This is a genomic window from Phycicoccus sp. Soil803, assembly GCF_001429685.1.
Lineage (GTDB): Bacteria > Actinomycetota > Actinomycetes > Actinomycetales > Dermatophilaceae > Pedococcus.
This window is the reverse complement of sequence record NZ_LMST01000001.1, coordinates 3,998,562-4,023,513: the sequence shown is the minus strand read 5'-3', so window position 1 is coordinate 4,023,513 and position 24,952 is coordinate 3,998,562. Positions and strand designations below refer to the sequence as shown.

The window sequence follows — 24,952 nt, the reverse complement described above, 5'->3', positions numbered from 1 at the left end:
ACGTCGAGCCGGAGCAGGTCGAGCAGGTCGAGGCCGAGCACGTCGAGCCGGAGCAGGTCGAGCCGGTCGTGGCCGAGGCTGACGTCGACCCGGAGGCCGAGCCGGCGGAGGCGCCCAGCGGCAACCTCAACGACACCCCCATCTTCCGGGCGATGATGTCCCGCTGGCTGACGGATGACACCGATTCGGCAGCCGCGGCGACGTCGTGGTCCACCAACGAGGCGGACCAGGCCTGGTCTGCCGCAGCACGGATCGAGGAGACCCAACCCCTGGAAGAGTCAGCAGCCGGTCTCCCCAAGCGACGCCCCGGGAACTACCTGATCCCCGGTGCGGTCGACGAGGCCGACGAGAAGCCCGCTGCCCCCGCAGCATCGCGACGCGATCCCGAAGCGATCCGCCGCAACCTCAACCGCCACAAGAACGGTGTGAGCTCCGCTCGCACCGAGGCACAAGATGGAACACACCGAGAGGAAGCCGATGTTCACCACTGACGCCATGGCCCAGCCCAAGGGCGAGTACGACTGGCTCGTGGCCAAGTTCGCGACGGAGACCCCTGGCGTGTCACACGCCATCCTGGTCTCGGCCGACGGGCTTCCCATGGCCGCCAGCGAGCAGCTCCCCGTGGATCGGGCCGAGCAGATGGCAGCCGTGGCCTCGGGCATGGCCAGCCTCGCCTCTGGTGCGGCTCGCCTGTTCCAGGGTGGCACGGTCCTCCAGTCCGTCATCGAGATGGAGCTGGGTTACCTGCTCCTCATGAGTGTCGGAGACGGCTCGCACCTGGCAGCACTCACCAGCACCGACTCTGACATCGGTCAGGTCGGCTACGAGATGGCGGTTCTGGTTGACCGCGTCGGCAAGATGATCGACGCGTCTGCCCGGACCCCCATGACGGGCTAGTCCCATGGCGCCAGACGGACGCGACGTGTCGGCAGGCCCCCGCCTGGTCCGGCCCTACGCGCTGACGTCAGGACGGACCGAGTCCGTGGTCGACCTCCCCATCGAGGCCACGTTCGAGGTGCTGCCGTCCGGCCGCTCCACGACTTGGCCCGAGGGCGACCTCTCCGGCCGGATCATCGAGCTCTGCGCGGCGACCGAGTCGGTGGCCGAGGTCTCGGCAAAGCTGCACATCCCGCTCGGCGTCGCTCGGGTTCTCCTGGGTGACCTGGTCACCGCGGGTCACCTGAAGACCCGCACGACCATCTCCGAAAACACGACATCCGACGAACGACGTGAACTGATTGAAAGGACACTCAGTGGACTACGCGCCCTCTAACCGCAACAGCGCCTCGACGAAGATTGTCGTGGCCGGCGGCTTCGGCGTCGGCAAGACCACCTTCGTTGGTGCCGTCTCCGAGATCGACCCCCTGCGCACCGAGGCACTCGTCACGAACGAGTCCGAGGGCCAGGACGACATCTCCAAGGTGCAGCAGAAGCACACCACCACGGTGGCGATGGACTTCGGCCGCATCACCCTCGCCGAGAACCTCGTTCTCTACCTCTTCGGCACCCCCGGCCAGCGTCGCTTCTGGTTCATGTGGGACGACCTGGTGAAGGGTGCCATCGGTGCCGTCGTGCTGGTCGACGTCCGTCGCCTCGACGACAGCTTCGCCGCCGTCGACTACTTCGAGGCCAAGGGCCTGCCGTTCATCGTCGCGCTCAACCAGTTCGACGGCTCGCAGGAGTTCGGCCCCGACGACATCAGGGAGGCCCTGGCCATCCCGTCGCACATCCCCGTCATCGAGGTCGACGCCCGTGACCGCGAGTCCGCCAAGCAGGCGCTGGTGCGGATCACGGAGTTCGCCCTGACCCAGCTCACCGGGGTGAAGGCCTCGGCCTGACCCCACACCATCGACAGAGCCCGGCCGCCCTGGGGCTGCCGGGCTCCGTCGTGAGTCGTTAGCGCTCAGCCCGGGTCGAGCACTGACGCGAGGCGGGCGACGTCGTCCGGGCCCGCCAGGTCGGGCAGCCCGACGAACACCGTCTTGACCCCGAACTCGTCGGCGAGCCGGCGGTACCGGTCGCGGTGGCTCCTCGCCTCGCCGGCGTGGTGACGACTGGCGAACGCTGCTGCGGCGGTCCGGCCCCGCAATCGTTCGACCCTGCGCCAGGTGTCGTCGCGGTCGGTCCCCACGACGGGGAGGTCGAGCACGGTCACGGCCACCTCCGCGGGGTCGCGGCCGACCTCGGCGCAGTGCGCCCGCAGCACGGCCAGCTTGTGGGCGAGCACGTCCTCGTTGCTGGGGAGGTTGCACGCGTCCGCCTGCGCGGCCGCGATCCGCAGCGTGCGCCGCTCCCCGGAGCCGCCCACGATCACCTGTGGTCGCCCGACGGGCCGCGGGTATGCCGTGGTCTCGGGCAGGGTGACGCGCGTCCCGGCATACGCCTTGGTGCCCTTGTCCCACAACGCGTGGAGCGTCTCGATGCACGACTCCAAGAGGTCGAGCCGTTCGGCGGCGGCCGGGAAGGGAAGGCCGAACGCCTGGTGCTCCCGCTCCCACCACCCCGCGCCGAGTCCGACGAAGGCCCGTCCACCCGACAGGACGTCAAGGGTGGCAACGGTTTTCGCAATGATCCCCGGCGCACGGAAGGTCACCGGTGAGACCAGGGTCCCGAGCCGCAGGTTGGTGTCTAGCCCGGCGAGCATCCCCAGCGTCACCCAAGGCTCGGGGATCGGCTCCCACGCGCGGTCCACCTGGGGGATCTGGATCAGGTGGTCCATCAACGCGATCCCGGCGAAGCCGTGCTCGTCCGCGGCGACTGCGATCGAGCGCAGCCAGCCGGCCGGATCGGCACCCCAGGGGAACCGGGACACCTGGAGCACGACCTCCGGCCAGGCCTGCTGTCGAACGCCGTGAGCCTCGCTCGCCGGGCGCGGTACCGGACCGTCCACGACGTCAGCGCCCTGAGCCGGAGCAGGGGAGTCCACGACGACACGCACCTCGTCCCAGCCCTCGTCGGCGACTGCCTCGCGGGCCCGTGCGAAGGCGGCGTGCTGCTGGCCCAGGACCCGGGCCGGCACGGGACGGTCGCGGGTGGCGTTGCGTTGGCGGGCGACGGACTCCGGTGTCTCGAAGAGCACTGCGACGCAGGGCAGCCCGGCCATCCGCCCCTGCTCGCGCAGCCGGTCGCGCAGGTCCGGGTCGAGGCCGAGGGTGTCGACCACCACGGTGAGACCACGCCTAGCCCGGCCGGCCACGATCTGGTGGAGCAGGGCGAAGGCGTCGGCCGAGGCGTCGAGGTCGAACTCGCCACTGCCGACCACCGCCCGCAGGGCGTCTGACGACACCACCTCCTGCTGCCGGTAGTGCTGCGCCGCCCAAGTCGACTTGCCCGAACCGCTGGGCCCGACCAGCACGACCAGCGCGTGGTCGGGGAGGGGTCCCGCTGCGGTCAGCTCTCTGCCCTCGGAGCGTGGCTCACGAGCCCGACGAGGTTGTCCTCGCTGTCCCGGATGAACGCCATCCACTCATCGTGTCCCGCCGGTCCCAGGCTGTCGTCGGTGTGGCTGAAGATGATGTGCGGCTCGGCCTCGACGACCACGCCCTCGGCCCGGAGCTCCTCGATGCGGGTGGGGACGTCGTCCACCTTCAGGTAGAGCAGCGCGGAGCCGGCACCCTCCTCGAGCAGGAGCCTGGTGCCGCCGCCGAGGGCGAAGAACAGCAGCCCTGGCGGGTCGAAGCGGGCCAGCGGTGGTGCGCCGAGCAGTCGTTCGTAGAAGGCTGCCGCCCGGTCGAGGTCCTGCGCGTACTGGGCCACCTGCGCCAGGCCCGTGCCAGCGGTCATCACCCACCTCCTGGCGAGAATCTACTGCGGGAGGGTGCGTCGCCGCTCGAGGATCGCAGCCGCGACCTCGGCGGGGTGGGTCTCGGGGATCCAGTGGCCCGCGTCGAGCTCGGTGAAGGTGTAGTCGGCCGCGACGTGGGCACGGGTCCGCTCGGCCGCCGCCCGTCCGAGGGCGGGGTCGTCCCGACCCCAGACGTACGCGGTGGGGGTGGACACCCGGCGTGCGATGGAGTTGCTGGATCCCTTGCGCCGCAGGGGAATTGCTCGGTACCAAGCCAGGCCGCCACTGGCCGCGCCCGGCTCGCGGAAGCGCGCGGCATACCTCTGCACGTGGTGCTCGGGCAGGCCGGAGCGGCGCAGGGCGGGCGCCAACCGGCGCCGCAGGACCAGCTCGGGGATGGTGGGGAGCTGGAACGCGGCGAGGTACCAGCTGCGCCGCGCCTGGTCGCCATGACGCATCGCCCAGGCGATGGCGTGGTGGTGCGGGGTGGACAGCACGGTCAGGCTGCGCAGCCGCTCGGGGTGACGCTCGGCGAAGGCCCACGCGACCGAGCCACCCCAGTCATGGCCGACCAGGTGGACCCGCGCGGTCCCGAGCTCGTCGAGCAGGGCGAGGACGTCGGCAACCAGCTCCTCCATCCGGTAGGCCCGGCGTCCACGAGGTCGCGCGCGGGGGGAGTAGCCGCGCTGGTCGAACGTCACGACCCGCAGGCCGGCCTCGACGAGCGCTGGAGTCACCTGCGACCACGTGTGGCGGTCCTGCGGCCAGCCGTGCAGGAGCAGCACCAGCTCTGACGAGGGGTCGCCCCGGTCGCGGTCTGCGTCGCTGACGTCGAAGACCAGGCCGTCTCGGGTGAACTCCTGCATCCCGCGAACCTACCCGGCGCTCACCCCCGGCCCGAGCGGACGTGGGCGTGCGGGAGAATGGGGCGTGACCAAGCCCGCCCCCCAGTTCCCCCTCGGTGGCCGGCGGGCCTGGATCGTGTATGCCGCGTCGGTGTCGGTCTACGTGCTGGCGGTGTTCCACCGGAGCTCGCTCGGTGTGGCCGGCCTGCTCGCGAGCGAGCGGTTCGACATCGCGGCCACCCAGCTGTCGGTGTTCACCATGGTGCAGCTGCTCGTCTACGCCGCCATGCAGATCCCGGTCGGGGCGTTGCTCGACCGCTTCGGGTCCAAGCGGCTGCTGTTGTGCGGCGTCACCCTGATGACGGTGGCCCAGCTGGGGTTCGCGTATGCCGACTCGTTCGCCATCGGCATCCTGGCGCGGGTCTTCGTCGGGATCGGCGACGCCATGATCTTCATCCCGCTGCTGCGGATCGTGGCCCTGTGGTTCCCGCCGCTACGCATCCCGATGGTGTCCCAGCTGACCGGCCTGCTCGGCCAGCTGGGTGCCCTGATCGCGGCCACGCCGCTGGTCTACGCGCTGCACACCTGGGGCTGGACGCCGTCGTACCGGGGAGCCGCCCTGTTCGGGGTCGCCCTCGCCGCGATCGTCCTGGTCGTCGTGCGGGACTCCCCGAACCCCGACCACGAGCTCGACCAGATCAAGGTCCGGGCCCTGGCCCGGAGCGTCCGGGCCGCCTGGCGCACGCCCGGCACCAGGCTCGGCCTCTGGTCGCACTTCTCAGCGCAGTTCGGTGCGACGGTGTTCGCCCTGCTGTGGGGCTATCCGTTCCTCGTTGCGGGACAAGGACTTTCGCCATCCACTGCCGGCACCTTGCTGATGCTGATGACGGTGACGACGGTGGTGTCGAGCCCGCTGATCGGTGGGTTCGTGACGAAGTACCCGTTCTCGCGCTCGACCCTCATCCTCGGCATCGTCTTCGCCATCATGTCGGTCTGGGCGGTGGTGCTGCTGTGGCCGGGGCGGGCGCCGCTGCCGCTGCTGGTGGTGCTCGTCGTCATCACGGCGGTCGGGGGCCCGGGTTCGCTGGTCGGCTTCGACCTGGCCAGGACCTTCAACCCCCCGACCCGGCTCGGGAGCGCCACCGGCATCGTCAACGTCGGCGGCTTCCTGGCCTCGCTGTCCACCGTGACGCTGATCGGCATCATCCTCGACCGGGTCGCGCCGGGCGGTCCGAGCACCTATGACGTGGACACCTTCCGGGCTGCGATGTCGGTCCAGTACCTCGTCTGGGGGGCCGGCGTCGTGCAGATCCTGCGTTACCGGCGCAAGACCCGGCGGGGGCTGCGCGAGAGCGATCCGGAGGCCTACGAGGCGCTTCGCTCGGGCGAGTCCATCACCCCCTGACGCCGCCTCCCTCGCCGGGGTCGAGGGGCACCCGCCGGGAAATCGTCGCCGAGGCATGTCCAGCGAGCCGGAAACCGGGTCAAACCGACGACTGGGCGGAATCGGCCAAACCCGCTCCTCAGGGGCTCTCACCTGCGAAAACGCCGATTTCGTTACCGATTCGAGACCATTGCTGGACACCTGATCGAAGCAGCGTCGTTACCTGCTGAAAGACATCCGTGTAACTCCGGTAATCACAAAGATGTCATTTCCCGGATCGGACTGTAAGGCGTGGGTTTTGTGTGACCAAAGGGTTTTGAGTGAAAAGGCGGCTCTAGTCTCGTCCGGCTGTCACCTACTCACCCCGGACACCCACTCGAGAGGCATCCCCCAGTGCCGAAGGCCCTCCCCGCACGCCGCGCGTTGCGCACCGGCGCGACACTGTCGATGGTCGGCGTCCTCGCGGTGTCCCTCTCGCTCTCGGCAGCTGCCGACCCGGTGTACCCGTCGAAGTCCCAGGTGGACCGGGCCAAGACCGCGGTCGCGACCACGAGCGGCCGGATCGCCAGCCTCGACGCGCAGTACGTCGCCGCCAGCGCCCGGCTCGCCCAGGTGCAGGACCGGGCCGCAGCGGCCGCCGAGGCCTACAACGGGGCCCGCTACGAGCTCGACCAGCGCTCGGCCGAGACGACCGCCGCCAAGAAGCGCGCGGCGCAGGCCCAGGACGTCGCGGACTCGGCCGGCCTGCAGGTGCGCCGCTACGCCGCCAGCGTCTACCAGCAGGGCGGCAACCTCGGTGAGCTCGAGGCCTACCTGTCGAGCACCGGACCGCAGGACCTGATGGACCGCGCCACCGCCCTGGAGGCCGTGAGCGACGCCCGCGCGCAGAACCTCCAGAAGGCCGCCGCCGCCTCGATCGTGGCCGACACCATGCGTCAGCAGGCCGCGCAGGCCGAGGCCGCGCAGGCCAAGGCCGCCCAGGCCGCGGAGGCGGCCCGCAACGCCGCCCAGTCGCAGGCCGACGAGGCGAAGTCAGCAGCAGCCCAGATCCAGAAGCAGCAGAGCTCGCTCACCGTGCAACTCGCCACCCTCCGCAAGACGTCGGTCACTCTGGAGCGGCAGCGCCAGGACGGGCTGGCCGCCGCCGCTGCGGCGCGCGCTGCCGCTGCCGAGGCCGCCCGGCAGGCCCGGCTCGCCGCCGAGCGCGCACAGGCCGCCAAGACTGCCGCCGCCAAGCGCGCCGCCCGCGCCGCGGCCGCCCGCGCGGCGGAGGAGGCGGCGCGCCAGAAGGCCGCGGCCGAGGCCGCCGAGGCGGCCGCCTCGCAGAACAAGCCGCGTCCCCAGCCCCAGCCGGAGAACCCGCCGCCCCCGCCGCCCTCGACCAACGGTGGTGTGTCCGCGGTCCTCGCGTACGCCCGTGCCCAGATCGGCAAGCCCTACCAGTGGGGCGGCGACGGCCCGAACAGCTTCGACTGCTCCGGCCTCACGATGCGCGCCTGGCAGCGGGCCGGGGTGAACCTGTCGCACTACACCGGCGCCCAGTGGGGTGAGACCGCCCGGGTCGCGATCAGCGACCTGCGACCCGGCGACCTCGTCTTCTACGGCAGCTCGGGTGCTGACAGCCACCACGTCGGCCTCTACGTCGGCAGTGGCCAGATGATCGAGGCGCCCTACACCGGCGCCAACGTCCGCTACGCCTCGATCTACCGCTCGGACCTGGTGCCCTACGGCGGCCGCCCCTAGGGGACGTGCAGGCTTCAGGCCGCGGTGACCGTCGAGTCAGCCACGAGGACCCCACCGGTCCGCGTCGTCTTCGGCCTGCCGGTCCAGTTGCCGCCCATGCCCATCAGGGTCGAGACGTGCGCCTGGCCGCCGGACACCGCCACCACGGGGACCGACTCGGCCGTGGCGGTGGCCCGGTTGACCCAGGTGTGGGTGAGCAGGCACACCCCGCCCGTGACCATGACCAGGGCGGTGTCCTGCTGGTCGGTGAAGTCACTGGGGCGCGCCATCCCGAAGTTGAGGCGGGTGTTCGTGAACGACACGCCCCCACCCTTGACGACGATCAGCGCGCCCATGGCCGGGTCGCCGGCGTTCTGGCCCTCGATCACGCAGTCGGAGAACGCGAGCCCGCCCTGTTGCGACGCCGTCCCCTCGACGAGGACCCCGCGGGATCCCCCTCGCGCCGTCAGGTAGAGGTGCTTGACGCTGGACTTGGCCACGTTGGAGAAGCGCATGAGGTACTTGCCGCCGTTGTCGCCGGCCCAGCCGTAGTTCATCGACGACGGGACGAACCAGTTGTCCGAGCCGCGCAGCGAGAACTGGGTGTCCTGCACGCCGACGAGGGTCCAGTCGCCGGCCCACGTGTTGAGGGTCGCCGAGAACGGGTCGGCCGGGGTGCCGAGGACGTGCTTGAAGCCGAAGAAGGTGAGCGTGTCGAGGCGCGTCGCGTAGGACGTCCCCGCGCTGAAGGGGTGGTGGTAGAACTGCGTGACCCCGTTGGAGGACAGGAAGCAGATCCCGGCGACCGTGACGTCGTAGGTGGTCGCGGTCCCCACGAGCCACGCGCTGGCGCCGGAGCCACAGTTGAGGGTGACGGTGCACTGCGGCAGGGCGCCGTTGCTCCCGCCGATCTCGGGGTTCTGCCAGCCGATGTTGGGCCCCAGGATCCGCAGGCCGCTGAAGGTCGTGCGGGTCAGGCTGAAGGTGTGGCTCCGCGCCGCGAGCCGGATGGGCCTGCGTGGGGTGGAGGCCTTGGCCGCGGCGAGGGCGGCCGTGAGCTTCTGGTCGTCGGTGCCCGAATAGGAGTCGAGGAGGATCTCGTCGCCGGCGGACGCGACTGCCGCGCCCGACGGCGAGGCCCCTGCGAGCGTGACGCCCGTCGTGACGAGGGCGCCGACGCCCATCCGCCTGAGGACTGCCCTGCGAGTGGACATGGCGGTCTCCTTCAGCCCACGTGGGGCGCTGTCTGGTGATGGTGTGCCTACAGCACCGGGGGAACATCACCATGAAGACGCGCGTCGTCCTCGCCGCGTTACGGGGGGCGGCTCTCTGCGACGGTGAGCCCGTCCGCGCTGGGTCAGTCGGTGGGGGGCTTGGCCTCGGACATCGGCTCCGCGGAGACGTCGGGCATGCGCCAGCGAGCGGTCGTCATGCCGGCCTCCTTGGCGCGCTGGATCGCCTCGCGCACCACGCGCTCGGCCTCCTCGCGGCCCGCCCAGTGGGCGCCCTCCACGGACTTGCCGGGCTCGAGGTCCTTGTACGTCTCGAAGAAGTGCTGGATCTCGAGCCGGTCGAAGCTGCTCACCTGCTCGAGGTCGACGAGGTGGGCCTGACGCGGGTCACCGGCCGGCACGCAGAGGATCTTGTCGTCGCCGCCGGCCTCGTCGCGCATGTGGAACATCCCGATCGGGCGGACCCGCACCAGGCAGCCGGGGAAGGTGGGCTCCTCCAGGAGCACCAGGGCGTCGAGCGGGTCGCTGTCCTCGCCGAGGCTGTCCTCGACGTAGCCGTAGTCGGCGGGGTAGCGGGTGGAGGTGAACAGCAGGCGGTCCAGCCGGATGCGGCCGGTCTCGTGGTCCACCTCGTACTTGTTGCGATGACCCTTCGGGATCTCGATGGTGACGTCGAACTCCACGACGATGTCCCTTCCGTAGTGCGCATGCCTGGGCTTGGTGCGCGTGCCTGATGACCTAGGCTCGCGGCTAAGTGTTCCGTATGACGCAAGTCCAGCGCTGAGGGGGTCGAGTGCGTCGATTCCTGGCCGCCGCGCTGGCCGTTGTCCTCCTCGCCGTCGCGTACGCCGCGCTGGACGTCTTCGACGTCGTCCCGGGGATCCTCACCAGGGCGCAGCCGCAGGCGGCTGCCACCACACCCACGCCGACCGGCACCGCGACGCCCACCACCGTGGCGGTCCCGACCGTCGACCCCGCTGCCCAGCCGCTCCAGCCCGCCTCGGCCAGCGCCCCCATCCCCACCCCCGCCGGGCTGGCCACGGTCCTCGGGCCGGTGGTCGCCGACCCGGCACTGCGTCCCGGGCCCGGGGTCGTCGTCCGCGACGCCTTCACGGGTCAGACCCTGTTCACCAAGGCCGCGACCACCCCGCGGGTGCCCGCCTCGACCGCCAAGCTGCTCACCGCGCTGGCGGTCGGGACCACGCTCGACCCGCTGGTGACCTTCCCCACCAGGGTGGTCCAGGGGACCCAGCCCGGCGAGGTGGTCCTGGTCGCCGGCGGCGACACGATGCTGGCCAAGGGCAAGGGCTCACCCACTGCCGTCGAGGGACGGGCCGGGCTCGGCGACCTCGCCGCCCAGGTCGGAGCCGCCCTGCAGGCCGCGGGCACGACCAAGGTCACGCTGCGGCTGGACACCACCTACGCCAAGGGAGCCCGCTGGGCGCCCGGCTGGAGCCAGGCCGACGTCAACGCCGGCTTCACCGGTGGCGTGTCCATGCTCGGCCTCGCCGGCCAGCGGGCCATTCCCTACCGTCCGGCGCCGCGGGACCCGGAGGCGGTCACCGGTGCGGCGTTCGTGGCCGCGCTCGGCAAGGTCGGCATCAGCGCGACGTTGACCCGCGAGAGCACCTGGTCGACGCCCGTGCCGGCCGGCGCCACCGAGCTGGGGCGGGTGGAGTCCGCGCCCGTGGGTGACCTGCTCGCGCTGGCTCTCGACGAGAGCGACAACGCGCTCACCGAGGGCCTGGCGCGCCAGGCCGCGGTGAAGGAGGGGAGCGCGGCCACGTTCGCCGCGGCGGTCGCCTTCGTGCGGAAGGCGGTCCAGGCCCAGGGGGTGGACCTCACCGGGGTGCGGCTCAAGGACACCAGCGGGCTGACCGCGGGTCAGGCGATCCCGCCCCAGGTGCTGTCCGACGTGCTCCAGCTGGGGGCCGACGGCTCGGTGCCCGCGCTGCAGGACACCATCTCGAGGCTCCCGGTGGCGGGGCTGACCGGCACGCTCGCCACCCGGTTCCAGGCGAAGAACACCCACGCCGTGGCCGGGCTCGCCCGGGCCAAGACCGGCACCCTCACCGGGACCAGTGCGATGGCCGGCACGGTGATGGATGCCGACGGCCGGGTGCTGTCCTACGTCGTGCTGGCCGACGGACTCCCGGGAGGCGCCGGAACCCTCAACGCACGGGCCGCGTTGGACCGCTTCGTGGCGGTGCTCGCGACCTGCGGGTGTCCCTGACCTACCGTGAGGGGATGACCGTGTCCGACGCCGCAGCACCGCACGTCACCCGCTATGTCGACTGGCAGTTCGCCAAGTCCACCGGCGCCCGGCTCGTCCCGGCTGGACCGAAGGTGACCGGGGCGGAGGCCGCCGAGGTCGTCGCCTCGGTGCGCGCAGCGGCGCTGGCCGCGCAGCAGCCGGTCGCCGAGACCGCCCGGCTGCACGCGCCCGGGGATGCCCCGGGTCCCGTGGTCGTCGACCGCCGCACCTGGATCTCGCTCAACGCCGACTCGATGTCGGCGCTGATGGACCCGGTCTTCGGCAAGCTCGTCGACGCGCAGAAGTCCGTGCCCAACCAGACCGTGCAGGCGATCGGCGGCAAGGTCACCGGCGGCGAGGCGGGGGCATTGCTGGCGTTCATGTCCAGCAAGGTCCTCGGTCAGTACGACCTAGCCCCCGGCGGCACACCCCAGCTCATGCTGGTCGCCCCCAACCTCGTCCAGGTCGAGCGCGAGCTCAAGGTCGACCCGGCCGACTTCCGTCTCTGGGTCTGCATGCACGAGGAGACCCACCGCGTGCAGTTCACCGCCGTGCCGTGGCTGCGCGACCACATGATCGACCGGGTGCGCACGCTGGCGTCCGACATGGTGCCCGACGCCGAGTCCCTGCAGGAGACCCTGTCGCGACTCGGCAAGCAGCTGCCGGAGTCGCTCAGGAGTGGCGGTGCGGGACTCACCGACCTGATCGCGACGCCCGAGCAGCGCGCCCAGCTCGCCGAGGTCACCGCCGTCATGTCCCTGCTGGAGGGTCACGCCGACGTCGTCATGGACGAGGTCGGGCCGCAGGTGATCCCGTCCGTCGCGCAGATCCGCAGCCGGTTCAACGAGCGCCGCAAGGGTGTGGGTGCGTTCGACCGGGTGCTGCGCCGACTGCTCGGCCTCGAGGCCAAGATGCGGCAGTACCGCGACGGCGCCGTCTTCGTCCGCTCGGTGGTCGACCAGGTCGGCATGGACGGCTTCAACCGGGTCTGGGAGTCGCCCGAGACCCTGCCCAAGCCGACCGAGATCGAGACGCCGTCGGCCTGGGTCGCCCGGGTCCACGGCTGACCGTGACCGGTCCCCACCCGGCGACGGCCGCCACCCGCAATGCCGTTCGTGCGGTGCTGAGGGAGTGCGACCCCGGCGACCTGGTCCTGGTGGCCTGCAGCGGGGGAGCGGACTCACTCGCGCTCGCGGCTGCCGTGGCGTTCGAGGCGTCGAAGCTCGCCGTCCGGGCCGGTGCCGTCGTCGTCGACCACGGCCTCAACGCCCACTCCGCAGCCGTGGCCGAGCGGGCCGGCGGGCAGTGCTCGGCTCTGGGGCTGGCGCCGGTGGGCACCGTCCGGGTCGAGGTCGACGCCGGTGCGGACGGGCTCGAGTCGGCCGCTCGAGACGCCCGGTATGCAGCGCTCACCGCTACCGCGGACCGGCACGGGGCTCGGCTGGTGCTGCTCGGCCACACCCTCGACGACCAGGCGGAGCAGGTGCTCCTCGGCCTCGCCCGTGGCTCCGGGGCCCGCTCCCTCGCCGGTATGCCGCGGGCTCGCGGCCGCTTCCGACGTCCCCTCCTGGGCGTGACGAGGGAGCAGACCAGGGCGTCCTGCGTGGCCGAGGGGCTGACGTGGTGGGACGACCCGATGAACGACGACCCCGCGTTCACCAGGGTCCGGGCTCGGCGGGCGCTGGTCGACCTCGAGCGCGACCTCGGACCGGGGGTCGCCGCCGCGCTGGCCCGCACTGCCGACCAGCTGAGGGAGGACGCCGACCACCTCGATGCCCTCGCCGACGCGGCCCTCTCCCGATTCGATGTGAAATCGCCGGAGATCCCCGGCGTGTTCACATCGAACCGGCCGGAGGGTGCCGGGGTCTGGGTGGCGGTCGATGCGATGCTCGCGCTGGCCCGCCCCGTGCGCACCCGGGTGTGGCGTCGGCTCGTCGTCGCCGCCGGAGCGCCGGCCGGACAGGTGAGCACGCGGCATACCGAGGCGTGCGACGCACTGCTCACGGACTGGCACGGACAGGGCCCGGTGAGCCTCCCGGGACCACTGCAGGCCACCCGCTCGGACGGCCGGGTATCCATCGGCCCACCCGCTCGGGTTGAATAGCCCCGCACCCCGAGCCGACAACTGAGGGAGTTTGAGCCGTGGACGCTGCCCACATGGGAGCCGATCTCGAGAAGGTCCTCATCACCGAGGAGGAGATCCTCGCCAGGCTCGACGAGCTGGCCACGGAGATCTGGGCGGAGTACGACGGCAAGGACCTCCTGCTGGTGGGTGTGCTCAAGGGTGCCGTCATGGTGATGGCCGACCTGTCGCGCGCGCTGCCCGGCACGGCCCCCGTCGACTGGATGGCGGTGTCGTCCTACGGCTCCGGCACCAAGTCGTCCGGTGTGGTGCGCATCCTCAAGGACCTCGACACCGACATCACCGGCAAGCACGTGCTGATCGTCGAGGACATCGTCGACTCCGGGCTCACGCTGTCGTGGATCAAGTCCAACCTCGAGTCGCGCTCCCCGGCCTCCGTGGAGATCTGCACCCTGCTGCGCAAGCCCGAGGCGGCCAAGGTCGAGATCGACGTGAAATGGGTCGGTTTCGACATCCCCAACGAGTTCGTCGTGGGCTACGGCCTCGACTACGCGGAGAAGTTCCGCAACCTGCGCGAAGTGGGGACCCTCGCGCCCCACGTCTACGCCTGAGGCGTAGCCGGAACACCGGGCCCATCCGGGTCGTTGTCCAGCACGAACCACCCCGGTACCGCGTAGTACCGTCGTGGCAGAGCCGTGCCCAGGCCGGGCACGGCACAGAGCGTGAGCGAGCAGGAGGAACGGGGCGGCCAGCCCCGCTACACACATGGATTTCAAGCGCATCCTTCGGGCACCCCTGTTCTGGGTCATCGCCGTCATCGCGATCACGCTGATGGTCTTCAGCCTGAGCGACGCAGGTGGCTACACGCGGATCGACACCTCCGCGGCGCAGCAGCTCATCGCCGAGAAGAAGGTGGAGCGGGCGGTCGTCACCAACAACGAGATCGTCGACCTCGACCTGAAGAAGGGCGAGACCTACTCCGACGGCAAGAACGTCAAGAACGCCACCAAGGTGCGCACGGAGTACGTCGAGGCGGCCGGTCCGACCTTCATCAAGCTGCTCGAGGACAACACCCCGCCCGGCCGCATCAACCAGGTCAACAAGGACACCAACCCGCTGCTCTCGCTGCTCGGCTCGCTCCTGCCGATCATCATCCTGCTGGGCCTGTTCTGGTTCCTCATGACGCAGATGCAGGGCGGCGGCTCCCGCGTCATGCAGTTCGGCAAGTCCAAGGCCAAGCTCGCCACCAAGGACACCCCGAAGGTCACCTTCGCCGACGTCGCCGGCGCTGACGAGGCCGTCGAGGAGCTCCACGAGATCAAGGAGTTCCTGGCCGAGCCGGCCAAGTTCCTGGCGGTCGGCGCCAAGATCCCCAAGGGCGTCCTGCTCTACGGTCCTCCCGGCACCGGCAAGACCCTGCTCGCGCGCGCCGTCGCCGGCGAGGCGGGCGTGCCGTTCTACTCGATCTCCGGCTCGGACTTCGTCGAGATGTTCGTCGGTGTGGGTGCGTCCCGGGTGCGTGACCTGTTCGAGCAGGCCAAGGCCAACGCCCCCGCCATCGTCTTCGTCGACGAGATCGACGCCGTCGGCCGGCACCGTGGTGCCGGTCTCGGCGGTGGCCACGACGAGCGCGAGCAGACCCTCAACCAGCTGCTGGTCGAGATGGACGGCTTCGACGTCAAGACCAACGTCATCCTCATCGCGGCGACCAACCGCCCCGACATCCTCGACCCGGCGCTCCTGCGCCCGGGCCGGTTCGACCGCCAGATCGCGGTCGAGGCGCCCGACATGATCGGTCGCCACCGGATCCTCGAGGTGCACTCGCAGGGCAAGCCGATGGCCACCGGTGTCGACCTGCTCGCCGTCGCCCGCCGCACGCCCGGCTTCACCGGCGCCGACCTGGCCAACGTCCTCAACGAGGCGGCCCTGCTCACCGCCCGCAGCGACGGCAAGCTCATCGACGACGCCGCGCTCGACGAGGCCATCGACCGCGTGATCGCCGGCCCGCAGAAGCGCACCCGCATCATGTCGGCCAAGGAGCGCAAGATCACCGCCTACCACGAGGGCGGCCACGCCATCGTCGCCGCGGCGATGAACCACCTCGACCCGGTGACGAAGGTGACGATCCTGCCCCGCGGTCGGGCCCTCGGCTACACGATGGTGATGCCGACCGACGACAAGTACTCCACGACCCGCAACGAGATCCTCGACCAGCTGTCCTACGCCATGGGCGGGCGCGTCGCGGAGGAGGTCGTCTTCCACGACCCCACCACCGGTGCCTCGAACGACATCGAGAAGGCCACCGGCATGGCCCGCAAGATGGTCACCGAGTTCGGGATGAGCGAGCGGATCGGCGCGATCAAGCTGGGCCAGTCGCAGGGCGAGGTGTTCCTCGGCCGCGACATGGGCCACCAGCGCGACTACTCCGAGGAGGTCGCCGGGGTCGTCGACGAGGAGGTGCGCAAGCTCATCGACGCGGCGCACGACGAGGCGTGGCACGTCATCAACGACAACCGCGACATCCTCGACAAGCTCGTCCTCGACCTGCTCGAGCACGAGACCCTCAACGCCAAGGAGCTCGCGACGATCTTCGCCCCGATCCGCAAGCGGCCGCTCCGCCCGACTTGGCTGTCGAGCGAGACCCGGTTCCTGTCCGACCAGCCCCCCGTGCTCACGCCGGCGGAGAAGGCCGCGCAGAACGGCTCAGCGGCGCCGCTGGAGGCCGCGGGCACCGACCGCGCCACTGCCGAGGCGATCGACAAGGCTGCCGAGGCCGGTGCGGTGAAGGCCCCGGAGGAGCACCCGCCCACCCAGGTGATCGAGATCCCCGAGGGTGGCCAGGTCGATCCGAATGCCCACTGAGCGCGGGAGGCACGTGGTCGACCAGGCTCGTGCCGAGGCTGCGGTGCGCGAGCTGCTGATCGCCATCGGTGAGGACCCCGACCGCGACGGGCTCACCGACACGCCGGCCCGGGTCGCCCGCGCCTACGGCGAGTTCTTCGCGGGGTTGTCCCTCGACGCGGCGGAGGTCCTCTCCAAGACGTTCGAGATCGACCACGAGGAGATGATCCTGGTGCGCGACATCGAGGTCTACTCGATGTGCGAGCACCACCTCGTCCCCTTCCACGGGGTCGCCCACGTGGGCTACATCCCCGCCAAGGACGGCCGGGTCACCGGTCTGTCCAAGATCGCCCGGCTCGTGGAGATGTACGCCCGTCGGCCCCAGGTGCAGGAGCGGCTCACGACGCAGGTCGCGGACGCGCTGTGCACCCACCTGGGCGCCCAGGGGGTCATCGTGATCGTCGAGTGCGAGCACCTGTGCATGTCGATGCGCGGCATCCGCAAGCCCGGGTCGCGCACCATCACGTCGGCGGTCCGCGGGCAGCTGCGCGACGCAGCCACCCGGGCCGAGGCGATGGCGCTGCTCCTGGGTGGCAAGCGGTGACCGGACGCGATCTCGCGCGCCCCACCACCCCCAAGCTCCCCGGCATACTCACGGCCTCGCGGGCGCCACGGCTGCTCGGCACCCTGACCTATGTCGTCGGCACCCTCGACCTGCTGACCGGCCTGCTGCACTCCTGGCGGGTGCACCTGCACGGGCTCACCGAGGTGCTGCCCGGCGCGCTCTCCGACGCAGCAGCGGCGGCCACCGTCGTCTCCGGCATCTTCCTCATCGTGCTCGGCCACTCGCTCAAGCGACGCAAGCGGCGGGCCTGGCGGGCGGCGGTCGCGCTGCTGACCCTGTCCGTGGTCCTGCACGCCATCAAGACCGAACCGGCCTCGGCCCTCATCTCCCTGGTGGGGCTGGGCCTGCTCGTGCGGCACCGGGCGGAGTTCCGGGCGCTCGGCGACCCGACGACGAGGTGGCGGGCGGTGCGGGCGTTCGTGCTGCTCCTGGTCGTCTCCGTCGTCATCGGCGGCTTCGTGCTGTGGCTCAACCGCCGCGACCTCCTGGGTGGCTTCCCGGGCCTGGGCGACCTGGTGCAGGAGCTCGGGCTCGGGATGGTCGGCCTGGACGGACCGGTCGAGTTCAGTCAGGACCGGGCGGCGGACATCGTGGGGTTCCTGCTGCTGGGGCTCGGGCTGATGACGCTCCTGACGCCCGTCTACCTCGCCCTGCGCCCGCCCGAGCCGAGGCCCTCGCTGACCGACGCCGACGAGGTGGCGCTGCGACGGCTGGTCGGGTTGCACGGCGACTCGCTCGCCTACTTCAACACCCGCCGCGACAAGTCGGTGGTCTGGTCCGCGTCGGGCAAGTCGGCCGTCGCCTACCGCGTCGTCTCGGGCGTGATGCTCGCCAGCGGCGACCCCGTCGGCGACCCCGAGGCGTGGCCGGGCGCGATCCAGGCCTTCCTGGCCGAGGCCCGCGCGCACGCCTGGACCCCCGCCGTCCTCGGCTGCTCCGAGCACGCCGGGACCATCTGGGTCCGCGAGACCGGCTTCACCGCCCTCGAGCTCGGCGACGAGGCCGTCGTCGACGCCTCCGCCTTCACCCTCACCGGTCGTCCCATGCGCAACGTGCGCCAGATGGTCGGCCGGGTCGCGCGGGCCGGGTATGCCGTGGAGGTGTGCCGCGTCCGCGACGTCACCGCCGAGGTGCGTGACAAGGCCCTCGCCGACGCGGCGGCCTGGCGGTCCAGCGCCACCGAGCGTGGGTTCTCAATGGCGCTCGGCCGGCTGCTCGAGGAGAGCGATCCCGAGTGCGTCTTCGTGGCGGCACGGCAGGATGGGGTCGTGCGCGCGTTCCTGCAGTTCGTCCCCTGGGGCTCCGACGGCATGTCGCTCGACGTCATGCGTCGCGACGCGACGGCCGACGCAGGCGTCAACGAGCTGATGATCACCGAGACCCTCGCGGCGGCCCCGGGGCTCGGCGTGCAGCGGGTCTCGCTCAACTTCGCGGCGTTCCGCTCGGTGCTCGAGCGCGGCGGCAAGCTCGGTGCCGGGCCGGTGCTCAAGGCCTGGCGGCGGGTGCTGCTCTTCGCGTCGCGGTGGCTGCAGATCGAGAGCCTCTACCGGTTCAACGCCAAGTTCCAGCCGCAGTGGCAGCCACGGTTCCTGGTCTACCCGTCGGGGTCCGACCTGCCCCGGGTGGGGCTGGCGGCGCTGGAGGCCGAGGCGTTCCTGACCTGGCCCAAGCTCGGTCGCCTCGGGGGTGGCGCGTGACCGTCGCACCGGGTGCCGGCGCCTTCGAGTGGCCCCTTCGGCGGGCCGACGGGCTCCCGGTCGTCATGGGCGTGGTCAACGTGACCCCTGACTCCTTCAGCGACGGCGGCCAGTGGTTCGAGCCCGCGGCGGCGATCGAGCACGGCCGCGAGCTGCTGGCCCAGGGCGCAGACATCCTCGACGTGGGCGGCGAGTCGACCCGTCCCGGGGCCGAGCGACCGACGGTGGCCGAGGAGCTCCGTCGGGTGCTGCCGGTCGTGTCGGCGCTCGCCGACGAGGGTGCGCTCGTCTCGGTCGACACGATGCGCGCCGAGGTTGCGGCGCAAGCCCTGCGGGCCGGTGCCGGGATCGTCAACGACGTCAGCGGTGGCCTCGCCGACGAGGGCATGGTCGGCGTCGTGGCAGGCGCCGGTGCGCCGTTCGTCGCGATGCACTGGCGGGGGCACAGCGCCGACATGCAGTCCAAGGCGGTCTACGACGACGTGGTCGCCGACGTGGTGTCCGAGCTCTCCGAGCGGGCGCGGGAGCTCGTCGCAGCGGGTCTCGAGCCCAGCCGGATCGTGCTCGACCCCGGGTTCGGGTTCGCCAAGCTGACCGCCCACAACTGGTCCCTGTTGCGCGGTCTCGACCGGCTGCTCGAGCTCGGCCACCCCCTCCTCGTCGGCACGTCGCGCAAGACCTTCCTCGGCCGGGTGGGTGTCGCGCCAGGTGGCGACCCGCGGCCTCCGCTCGACCGCGACGTGGTCACCGCCGCAACGTCCATGCACGCGGCCCGTCTGGGAGCGTGGGGGGTGCGCGTGCACCACGTGCCCTCGACCCTCGATGCGATGCGGGTCGCCCAGGCCATCGAGTCGGCCGGCAAGGGTGCCCCGTGACGACCGCAACCAGGACAGAGGGGCAGCAGTGACCGACCAGATCGTGCTCAAGGGCATTTCGGCCAAGGGCCACCACGGCGTGCTCGACTTCGAGAAGCGCGACGGGCAGGTGTTCGTCGTCGACGTCACCATGCACGTCGACCTCGCGCCCGCCGGCGCCAGCGACGACCTCGCCGACACCGTCAACTACGCCGAGGTCGCCGGTGACGTCGTGGCGCTGATCGAGGGCGACCCGCTCGACCTCATCGAGGCGCTCGCCTCGCGCATCGCCGACCGGGTGCTGGCCAGGCCGCTCGTCGAGGCGGTCGAAGTCGTGGTGCACAAGCCGGAGGCCCCGGTGGGGCACCCGTTCACCGACGTGCAGGTCCGGGTGACGAGGGAGCGGCAGTCCCACGTGGTCATCGCGATGGGCTCCAACATCGGCGACTCGATCGAGACCCTCCATGACGCCGCGATCTCGCTCTACGGCCTGATCGACATCATCGAGGTCTCGGCCCCCGTCGAGACCGACCCCGTCGGTGGACCCGAGCAGCCGGTCTTCCTCAACGCGGTGGTGACGGGCACGACCCACTTGGCGCCCTCGTCGCTGCTGGCCGGGCTGCACGACATCGAGCGGGCCCACGGACGCACCCGCGAGGTGCACTGGGGCCCGCGGACGCTCGACCTCGACCTGATCCAGTACGGCGACCCGGTCTTCGACACCGACGTCGTGATGGACAGCCCCACGCTCACCCTGCCCCACCCTCGGGCGCACGAGCGCGGCTTCGTGCTGGTGCCGTGGCTGCGGGCGGACAGCGAGGCCGTGCTGCGCGTCGAGGGCCAGGTCCGCCGGGTCGCCGACCTCGTCAGCGGCATGGACGTGTCCGGCGTCCGGCCCGGACCCGACGTCGACCTCCTGGAGGGCCCGTGGTGAACGACGGCCGCGGCCTGCGCTGGTCGCAGCTCGTGGCGCTCGCCCTCGTGGTGGGCCTGCTCTCCTGGATCGGCTGGCGGTTCTACCTCAACGCTGGGCACCTCCTCGGACCGGCCTCGTGGGTCTCCTCGGTGCTGATCGTCGCCATGGCGATCCTGGTCATCGGGGCCGGGCTGCCGGTGCGCCGCTTCCTGCGGGGCGAGGCCCGCAAGACGCTCAGCCCGATCCGCGCCGCCCGTACGCTGGTGCTCGCCCAGGCGGCCGCACTGACGGGGTCGGCCGTGCTGGGCTGGTATGCCGCACAGGTGGCGCATGCCCTGGCCGATGTCGACCTGCCCGGCTACCGCGCGCTGCTGTGGCGGCTGCTCGCCCTCACCGCTTCGTCGCTGGTGCTCGCGGGTGCCGGCATGCTCACCCAGCGGATGTGCCGCGTCGACCCACCGAACGACTCCTCCGGTTCGAGGTAATCCGCCACCGGATCCGGGTCGGCGAATACCTCGACCCGTCTGGTGACTGCACCACTACTTGTCGACGTCGCCGACCACGAAGAACATCGAGCCGAGGATCGCGACCATGTCGGCGATGAGGTTGCCGGGCAGCACCTCCGCCAGCACCGCCACGTTGTTGAACGACGCAGAGCGCAGCTTGAGCCGCCACGGGGTCTTCTCCCCGCGGGACACCAGGTAGTAGCCGTTGAAGCCCAGCGGGTTCTCGGTCGCTGTGTAGAGGTCGCCCTCGGGGACCTTGAGCACCTTGGGGAGCTTGACGTTCACCGGGCCCTGCGGGAGCGTCCGCAACCGGTCGAGGCAGGCCTCGGCGAGGTCGAGGCTGACGTGCACCTGCTCGAGCAGCACCTCCAGGCGCGCCAAGCAGTCGCCGGCCGTGCGGGTCACCACTCGACCGGGACCGCCGTCCGCGAACAGCTCGCCATAAGCGAGGTAGGGCTCGTCGCGCCGCAGGTCCATGTCGACCCCCGCCGCACGAGCGATGGGACCCGAAACCCCATACGCTGCAATGGTTTCCGGCGTCACGATGCCGACGCCGCGCGTCCGCGCCTCGAGGATCTCGTTGCCGACGATCAGCGCCTCGAGGTCGGGGAGCCGCCCACGGACTGCCTGCACGGCATACGCGACGCGGTCGAGCCAGCCGGCTGGGAGGTCCTCCTTCAGCCCGCCGACGCGGTTGAACATGTAGTGCATCCGCCCGCCGGACGCCTCCTCCATGACCGCTTGGAGCTCCTCGCGCTCGCGGAACGCGTAGAAGATCGGCGTGATGGCGCCCAGCTCGAGCGGGTAGGAGCCCAGGAACATCAGGTGGTTGAGGACCCGGTTGAGCTCGGCCAACAGGGTGCGCGCCCAGACGGCCCGCTCGGGCACCTCCATGCCCAGCATCCGCTCGACGCCGAGCACCACGCCCAGCTCGGATGAGAACGCCGACAGCCAGTCGTGCCGGTTGGCCAGGACGATGATCTGGCGGTAGTCGCGGACCTCGAACAGCTTCTCGGCACCACGGTGCATGTAGCCGACGATGGGCTCGGCCGAGACGATCCGCTCGCCGTCGACCACGATCCGCAGCCGCAGGACGCCGTGCGTCGCGGGGTGCTGCGGACCGATGTTGAGCACCATGTCGGCGGTGGCCAGGCCGCCTGCGCCCATGCCGACGGTGAGCTCGCGTCGGCCTTCCGTCGTGGTCACCCCGTCAGTCTGCCGTATGCCGCGCGGCGAGGAACGGGCGCCGAAAAGTTCTCACCGAGGTCGCGTCATCTTTGCGTGACTGACCCGTCTCTCACTTGGGCCGGCTGTCACGGCTCGCCATCCATTGCGCCATCCATGCTGGCGTGATCGTCCTGGAGGTCTCGCGTGCCGCGTTCCCACTCTGCGCATCATCACTCTCGGCTCTTCCGCTGGGGGACTGATGGCCAGTTCTCGCTGATCAGCGCTCTCATTGCGATGGCCCTGGTCTTCAGTGGGGTTGCGATCGCCACGGCGAGCCGCGCCAGCGCCGCAACGACGGGGCTCGGGACGCTGACGAAGACTGGCAAGGACCTGACCAACGGCAGCACGGCCGTGGCGGGCGGGGCTTCGGGGACCGCCAACCCCGGCGACACCCTCCAGTGGGTGCTCAACTACTCCAACACGCAGAGCACGTCGGTGAACGCGAACATCACCGACCCGATCACCGGTGACCAGGCCTACGTCCCCGGCTCGCTCCAGGTTCCGCCGGGCATGACGGGGCAGTACTCCACCAACGGAGGTGCCAGCTACACCACGACGCAGCCCGCGTCCGGGGTCAACGCCGTGGGCGCGACAGGCACCGTCGCGCCCGGGACGACCGGAGCGACGAGCCCGTTCGGCGCCCCGACCTCGAGCTTCAAGACCAGCACGACAGGTGGCGACGGCTGGCAGGCTCTGACCTACAACGGCAACGTCTACCTCAACCACCACCACTTCACGCCGAGCGGGGGAGGCGGCGCTGGCCGCCAGCTCGACTGCTACAACCTGATCTCGGGTGCGCAGTGCCCGGGTTTCTCTGGCGGAGGCGGCAACATCCAGTCCACGTCGGGTAGCTCCCTCTGCACGACCAACGGATGCGGCGACCTGGTCACCGGCACCTACAACTGGAGCTACCTGGATCCGGCTACCGGGAAGATCTGGTTCGCGGCCTCGATCAGCGGAACCAAGACCTACGGCATGGCGTGCTTCGACACCACGACGAATACCTCGTGTGGGTTCTACCTCAACTACACCAACGGCACGAGCAACGCCGGTGGCGGGATCTACACCACCAACAACGTGGGCCTGGGGATCATCGGCAGCAAGCTCTACTTCCTCGACTCCTCCGGCTACCTCGACTGCTTCGACGTCACCACGAAGGCGGCCTGCACCCCGCCCTCCTTCCAGCTGTTCCCGTGGAGCCAGGGAACCACGTCGTTGGCGTTCCTCGGATACAGCGGCAACGTCCAGACCTTCGGCTCGTCGACGTACGTCTGGGCGACGACGTTCAACCCGGCGGACGGCAGCGTCTACCTCGGCTGTTACAACACGGTGACCAACTCGGCGTGCTTCACGCCGATCAAGACGACCGTCTCCAGCGGCGGGAGTGCGGCGATGGCGCCGGTGCTCAACAGCTCCGGGAGCATGATCGGCGCCTGCCTCCAAACGGCGGCCGGGACGGCGAACGCCTGGACATGCTGGAACACCTCCGGACAGGTGATGAGCCAGTCCTACCCGCAGCAGGCGAGCGGCTGGGTCGGATACCTCAACAACAGCTCCGCGGGCCCCGGCGGCGTGTATGTGAGCGGGACCAAGGTCTTCATGGCCTACAACAACCAAAGCACCGCAGTCACGACCTACACCTGCTGGGACTGGTCACTCAATGGCGGGTCGGGTGGGTCTTGTTCTGGGTTCACCAACCCGACCTCGACCACGCTGAACGGCGGCACACCGATCGGTGTCTCGGCCTACACGATCAGCTCGGTGAGCAGCTTCCCGGGGTGCCTCGTCGAGGACGGCGACGCCGGTGTCCTGCAGTTCTTCAATGAGAAGACTGGTGCCCCCTGTACAACCTCAACGGGAAGCGTGAGCGTCAGGCCCGCTGCCTACTACTGTGATGGCGGCTCGAACCACGTCACCGGGTGGAAGAACTTCACCATCAGCGGTCTCACGTCGAGCCAGTACACGGGCGCGACCTTCACCGTGGCCGACGCGAACGGGAACCCGTTGCCCGGCTTTACCGGCGTCACCCTGAGCAACACGCAACAAGTCGTCGACCTCTCCTCCATCCCCTATTCCGGGACGACGACCTCGCTGACGGTATCGGTCAAGCTTCTGAATGCCGACGCAACGGCGAAGCCGACCGTGACCCTCAACTACAACGGCGACCCGATGCAGGTCTGCTTCAAGACGACGGTGCCCAAGACCTGTGTCACGACCGGAACCACCGCACCCGACGTGGCGAACGCGGTGACGACCATTCCCGGGGGGGCCACCGACGGGCCGATCGGCGTCTCATCCGGCACCGCGACCTTCACGATCGCCTCTCCGGCCTCCGCCTGCTCGCTGGCGTTCACGAAAACGGCTGACAAGTCGATGTACGGACCAGGGGATACCGTCACGTACACCGTCGCGGTGAAGAACACCGGAACGGCGGACTGGACCTCCTCCAACCCGGCTACCTTCACCGACGACCTCACGAACGTCCTGGCCAACGCGACGTACAACAGCAACGCGACGGCATCGAGCGGCACCGTTTCCTACGCGGCCCCGGTGCTCAGCTGGAGTGGGGCGCTCGCTGCGGGGGCAACGGCGACGATCACCTACTCGGTGACGGTGAAGAGCACGGCGACCTCGACGTCCGCCCCGTTGACCAACACGATCGTGTCCTCGAATCCGAACACGAACTGTGCGACTGGCTCGACGGACCCCAAGTGCACGGTGACCGTGCCGCCGGCGAGCCCGGGCCTGTCGCTGGTGAAGTCGGCAGCGCTGACCACGGATGCAAACAATGACGGCAAGGCCGGGGTGGGTGACCGGATCACCTTCTCGTTCCTGGTGAAGAACACCGGCACCGTGACCCTGCACAACATCACGGTCGCGGACCAGCTGGTCGCCCCGGCCGGTCCCGCGGTGGNCTCGGTGTACACGGTGACGCAGGCGGATGTGGATGCCGGGTCGGTGGCGAACACGGCGACCGCGCAC

Annotated in this window: 21 protein-coding genes and 2 pseudogenes; 17 read left to right on the top strand and 6 right to left on the bottom strand. The window is 70.6% G+C overall.

Features of this window, described 5'->3' with window-relative positions; translation table 11 throughout:
• From ASG95_RS18700 to ASG95_RS18685, 4 genes and pseudogenes are all read left to right on the top strand, one after another.
• Positions 1 to 491 (top strand): annotated as a pseudogene (locus ASG95_RS18700) (hypothetical protein); the annotation flags it as partial.
• A gap of 4 nt (positions 492 to 495) precedes the next feature.
• The gene (locus tag ASG95_RS18695; RefSeq protein WP_056921840.1) at positions 496 to 897 is read left to right on the top strand and encodes a roadblock/LC7 domain-containing protein; all 402 of its coding nucleotides are present in this window, start codon (positions 496 to 498) and stop codon (positions 895 to 897) included.
• Between the two features lie 4 nt (positions 898 to 901).
• Positions 902 to 1,273, top strand: a complete 372-nt coding sequence (locus ASG95_RS18690; RefSeq protein ID WP_056921739.1) for a DUF742 domain-containing protein — start codon at positions 902 to 904, stop codon at positions 1,271 to 1,273.
• The gene (locus ASG95_RS18685) at positions 1,254 to 1,838 is read left to right on the top strand and encodes an ATP/GTP-binding protein (protein WP_057378434.1); all 585 of its coding nucleotides are present in this window, start codon (positions 1,254 to 1,256) and stop codon (positions 1,836 to 1,838) included. The genes ASG95_RS18690 and ASG95_RS18685 overlap by 20 nt, the downstream gene beginning before the upstream one ends.
• A gap of 65 nt (positions 1,839 to 1,903) precedes the next feature.
• Here ASG95_RS18685 and ASG95_RS18680 read toward each other — a convergent pair whose 3' ends face one another.
• From ASG95_RS18680 to ASG95_RS18670, 3 genes are read right to left on the bottom strand one after another with little or no spacing between them, the layout of a single operon-like run.
• A complete protein-coding gene (locus ASG95_RS18680; protein WP_235544024.1) occupies positions 1,904 to 3,355 on the bottom strand; it encodes an LLM class flavin-dependent oxidoreductase in 1,452 nt (483 codons plus the stop codon).
• Positions 3,356 to 3,390: 35 nt separating this feature from the next.
• The gene (locus tag ASG95_RS18675; RefSeq protein WP_057378433.1) at positions 3,391 to 3,783 is read right to left on the bottom strand and encodes a VOC family protein; all 393 of its coding nucleotides are present in this window, start codon (positions 3,781 to 3,783) and stop codon (positions 3,391 to 3,393) included.
• A gap of 21 nt (positions 3,784 to 3,804) precedes the next feature.
• Positions 3,805 to 4,650, bottom strand: coding sequence for an alpha/beta fold hydrolase (locus ASG95_RS18670; RefSeq protein WP_057378432.1), 846 nt, complete (start codon positions 4,648 to 4,650; stop codon positions 3,805 to 3,807).
• Positions 4,651 to 4,714: 64 nt separating this feature from the next.
• Here ASG95_RS18670 and ASG95_RS18665 point away from each other — a divergent pair, with 64 nt between their 5' ends.
• Both ASG95_RS18665 and ASG95_RS18660 read left to right on the top strand, forming a co-directional pair.
• On the top strand, positions 4,715 to 6,034 hold the full coding sequence (locus ASG95_RS18665) for a nitrate/nitrite transporter (RefSeq protein WP_057378431.1): 1,320 nt from the start codon (positions 4,715 to 4,717) through the stop codon (positions 6,032 to 6,034).
• A 372-nt stretch (positions 6,035 to 6,406) separates the two neighbouring features.
• On the top strand, positions 6,407 to 7,756 hold the full coding sequence (locus tag ASG95_RS18660; RefSeq protein WP_057378430.1) for an NlpC/P60 family protein: 1,350 nt from the start codon (positions 6,407 to 6,409) through the stop codon (positions 7,754 to 7,756).
• 14 nt (positions 7,757 to 7,770) lie between these two features.
• Here ASG95_RS18660 and ASG95_RS18655 read toward each other — a convergent pair whose 3' ends face one another.
• Complete coding sequence (locus ASG95_RS18655) at positions 7,771 to 8,949, bottom strand: hypothetical protein (RefSeq protein WP_157582246.1); 1,179 nt, start codon at positions 8,947 to 8,949, stop codon at positions 7,771 to 7,773.
• A gap of 143 nt (positions 8,950 to 9,092) precedes the next feature.
• Positions 9,093 to 9,650 (bottom strand): inorganic diphosphatase, encoded by a 558-nt coding sequence (locus ASG95_RS18650; RefSeq protein WP_056921746.1) that lies wholly within the window; start codon positions 9,648 to 9,650, stop codon positions 9,093 to 9,095.
• Between the two features lie 110 nt (positions 9,651 to 9,760).
• Here ASG95_RS18650 and ASG95_RS18645 point away from each other — a divergent pair, with 110 nt between their 5' ends.
• The 10 genes from ASG95_RS18645 (at position 9,761) to ASG95_RS18600 (ending at position 20,722) form a co-directional block, all read left to right on the top strand.
• Complete coding sequence (locus ASG95_RS18645) at positions 9,761 to 11,200, top strand: D-alanyl-D-alanine carboxypeptidase/D-alanyl-D-alanine-endopeptidase (protein ID WP_057378428.1); 1,440 nt, start codon at positions 9,761 to 9,763, stop codon at positions 11,198 to 11,200.
• 14 nt (positions 11,201 to 11,214) lie between these two features.
• On the top strand, positions 11,215 to 12,288 hold the full coding sequence (locus ASG95_RS18640) for a zinc-dependent metalloprotease (protein WP_056921842.1): 1,074 nt from the start codon (positions 11,215 to 11,217) through the stop codon (positions 12,286 to 12,288).
• Positions 12,289 to 12,290: 2 nt separating this feature from the next.
• Positions 12,291 to 13,325 (top strand): tRNA lysidine(34) synthetase TilS, encoded by a 1,035-nt coding sequence (gene tilS, locus ASG95_RS18635; RefSeq protein WP_057378427.1) that lies wholly within the window; start codon positions 12,291 to 12,293, stop codon positions 13,323 to 13,325.
• Positions 13,326 to 13,378: 53 nt separating this feature from the next.
• The gene (hpt, locus tag ASG95_RS18630; RefSeq protein ID WP_369820398.1) at positions 13,379 to 13,915 is read left to right on the top strand and encodes a hypoxanthine phosphoribosyltransferase; all 537 of its coding nucleotides are present in this window, start codon (positions 13,379 to 13,381) and stop codon (positions 13,913 to 13,915) included.
• A gap of 154 nt (positions 13,916 to 14,069) precedes the next feature.
• Positions 14,070 to 16,166, top strand: a complete 2,097-nt coding sequence (ftsH, locus tag ASG95_RS18625; RefSeq protein WP_057378426.1) for an ATP-dependent zinc metalloprotease FtsH — start codon at positions 14,070 to 14,072, stop codon at positions 16,164 to 16,166.
• On the top strand, positions 16,156 to 16,749 hold the full coding sequence (gene folE, locus ASG95_RS18620) for a GTP cyclohydrolase I FolE (protein ID WP_057378425.1): 594 nt from the start codon (positions 16,156 to 16,158) through the stop codon (positions 16,747 to 16,749). Before ftsH ends, folE begins: the two co-directional genes overlap by 11 nt.
• Complete coding sequence (locus ASG95_RS18615; protein ID WP_057378424.1) at positions 16,746 to 18,467, top strand: phosphatidylglycerol lysyltransferase domain-containing protein; 1,722 nt, start codon at positions 16,746 to 16,748, stop codon at positions 18,465 to 18,467. The genes folE and ASG95_RS18615 overlap by 4 nt, the downstream gene beginning before the upstream one ends.
• A 65-nt stretch (positions 18,468 to 18,532) precedes the next feature.
• A complete protein-coding gene (folP, locus tag ASG95_RS18610) occupies positions 18,533 to 19,342 on the top strand; it encodes a dihydropteroate synthase (RefSeq protein WP_057378999.1) in 810 nt (269 codons plus the stop codon).
• 28 nt (positions 19,343 to 19,370) lie between these two features.
• Entirely contained in the window at positions 19,371 to 20,255 is an 885-nt protein-coding gene (gene folK / locus ASG95_RS18605; RefSeq protein ID WP_057378423.1) for a 2-amino-4-hydroxy-6-hydroxymethyldihydropteridine diphosphokinase, read from the top strand.
• Positions 20,252 to 20,722: a DUF3180 domain-containing protein gene (locus ASG95_RS18600; RefSeq protein ID WP_162259425.1), complete on the top strand. Its 471-nt coding sequence runs from the start codon at positions 20,252 to 20,254 to the stop codon at positions 20,720 to 20,722. The genes folK and ASG95_RS18600 overlap by 4 nt, the downstream gene beginning before the upstream one ends.
• A gap of 54 nt (positions 20,723 to 20,776) precedes the next feature.
• Here ASG95_RS18600 and ASG95_RS18595 read toward each other — a convergent pair whose 3' ends face one another.
• Complete coding sequence (locus tag ASG95_RS18595; protein ID WP_057378998.1) at positions 20,777 to 21,910, bottom strand: NADH-quinone oxidoreductase subunit D; 1,134 nt, start codon at positions 21,908 to 21,910, stop codon at positions 20,777 to 20,779.
• A 294-nt stretch (positions 21,911 to 22,204) separates the two neighbouring features.
• Between ASG95_RS18595 and ASG95_RS22475 the strand changes: the two are divergent.
• Positions 22,205 to 24,884, top strand: a pseudogene (locus tag ASG95_RS22475) (hypothetical protein); the annotation flags it as partial.
• Between the last annotated feature and the right edge of the window lie 68 nt (positions 24,885 to 24,952).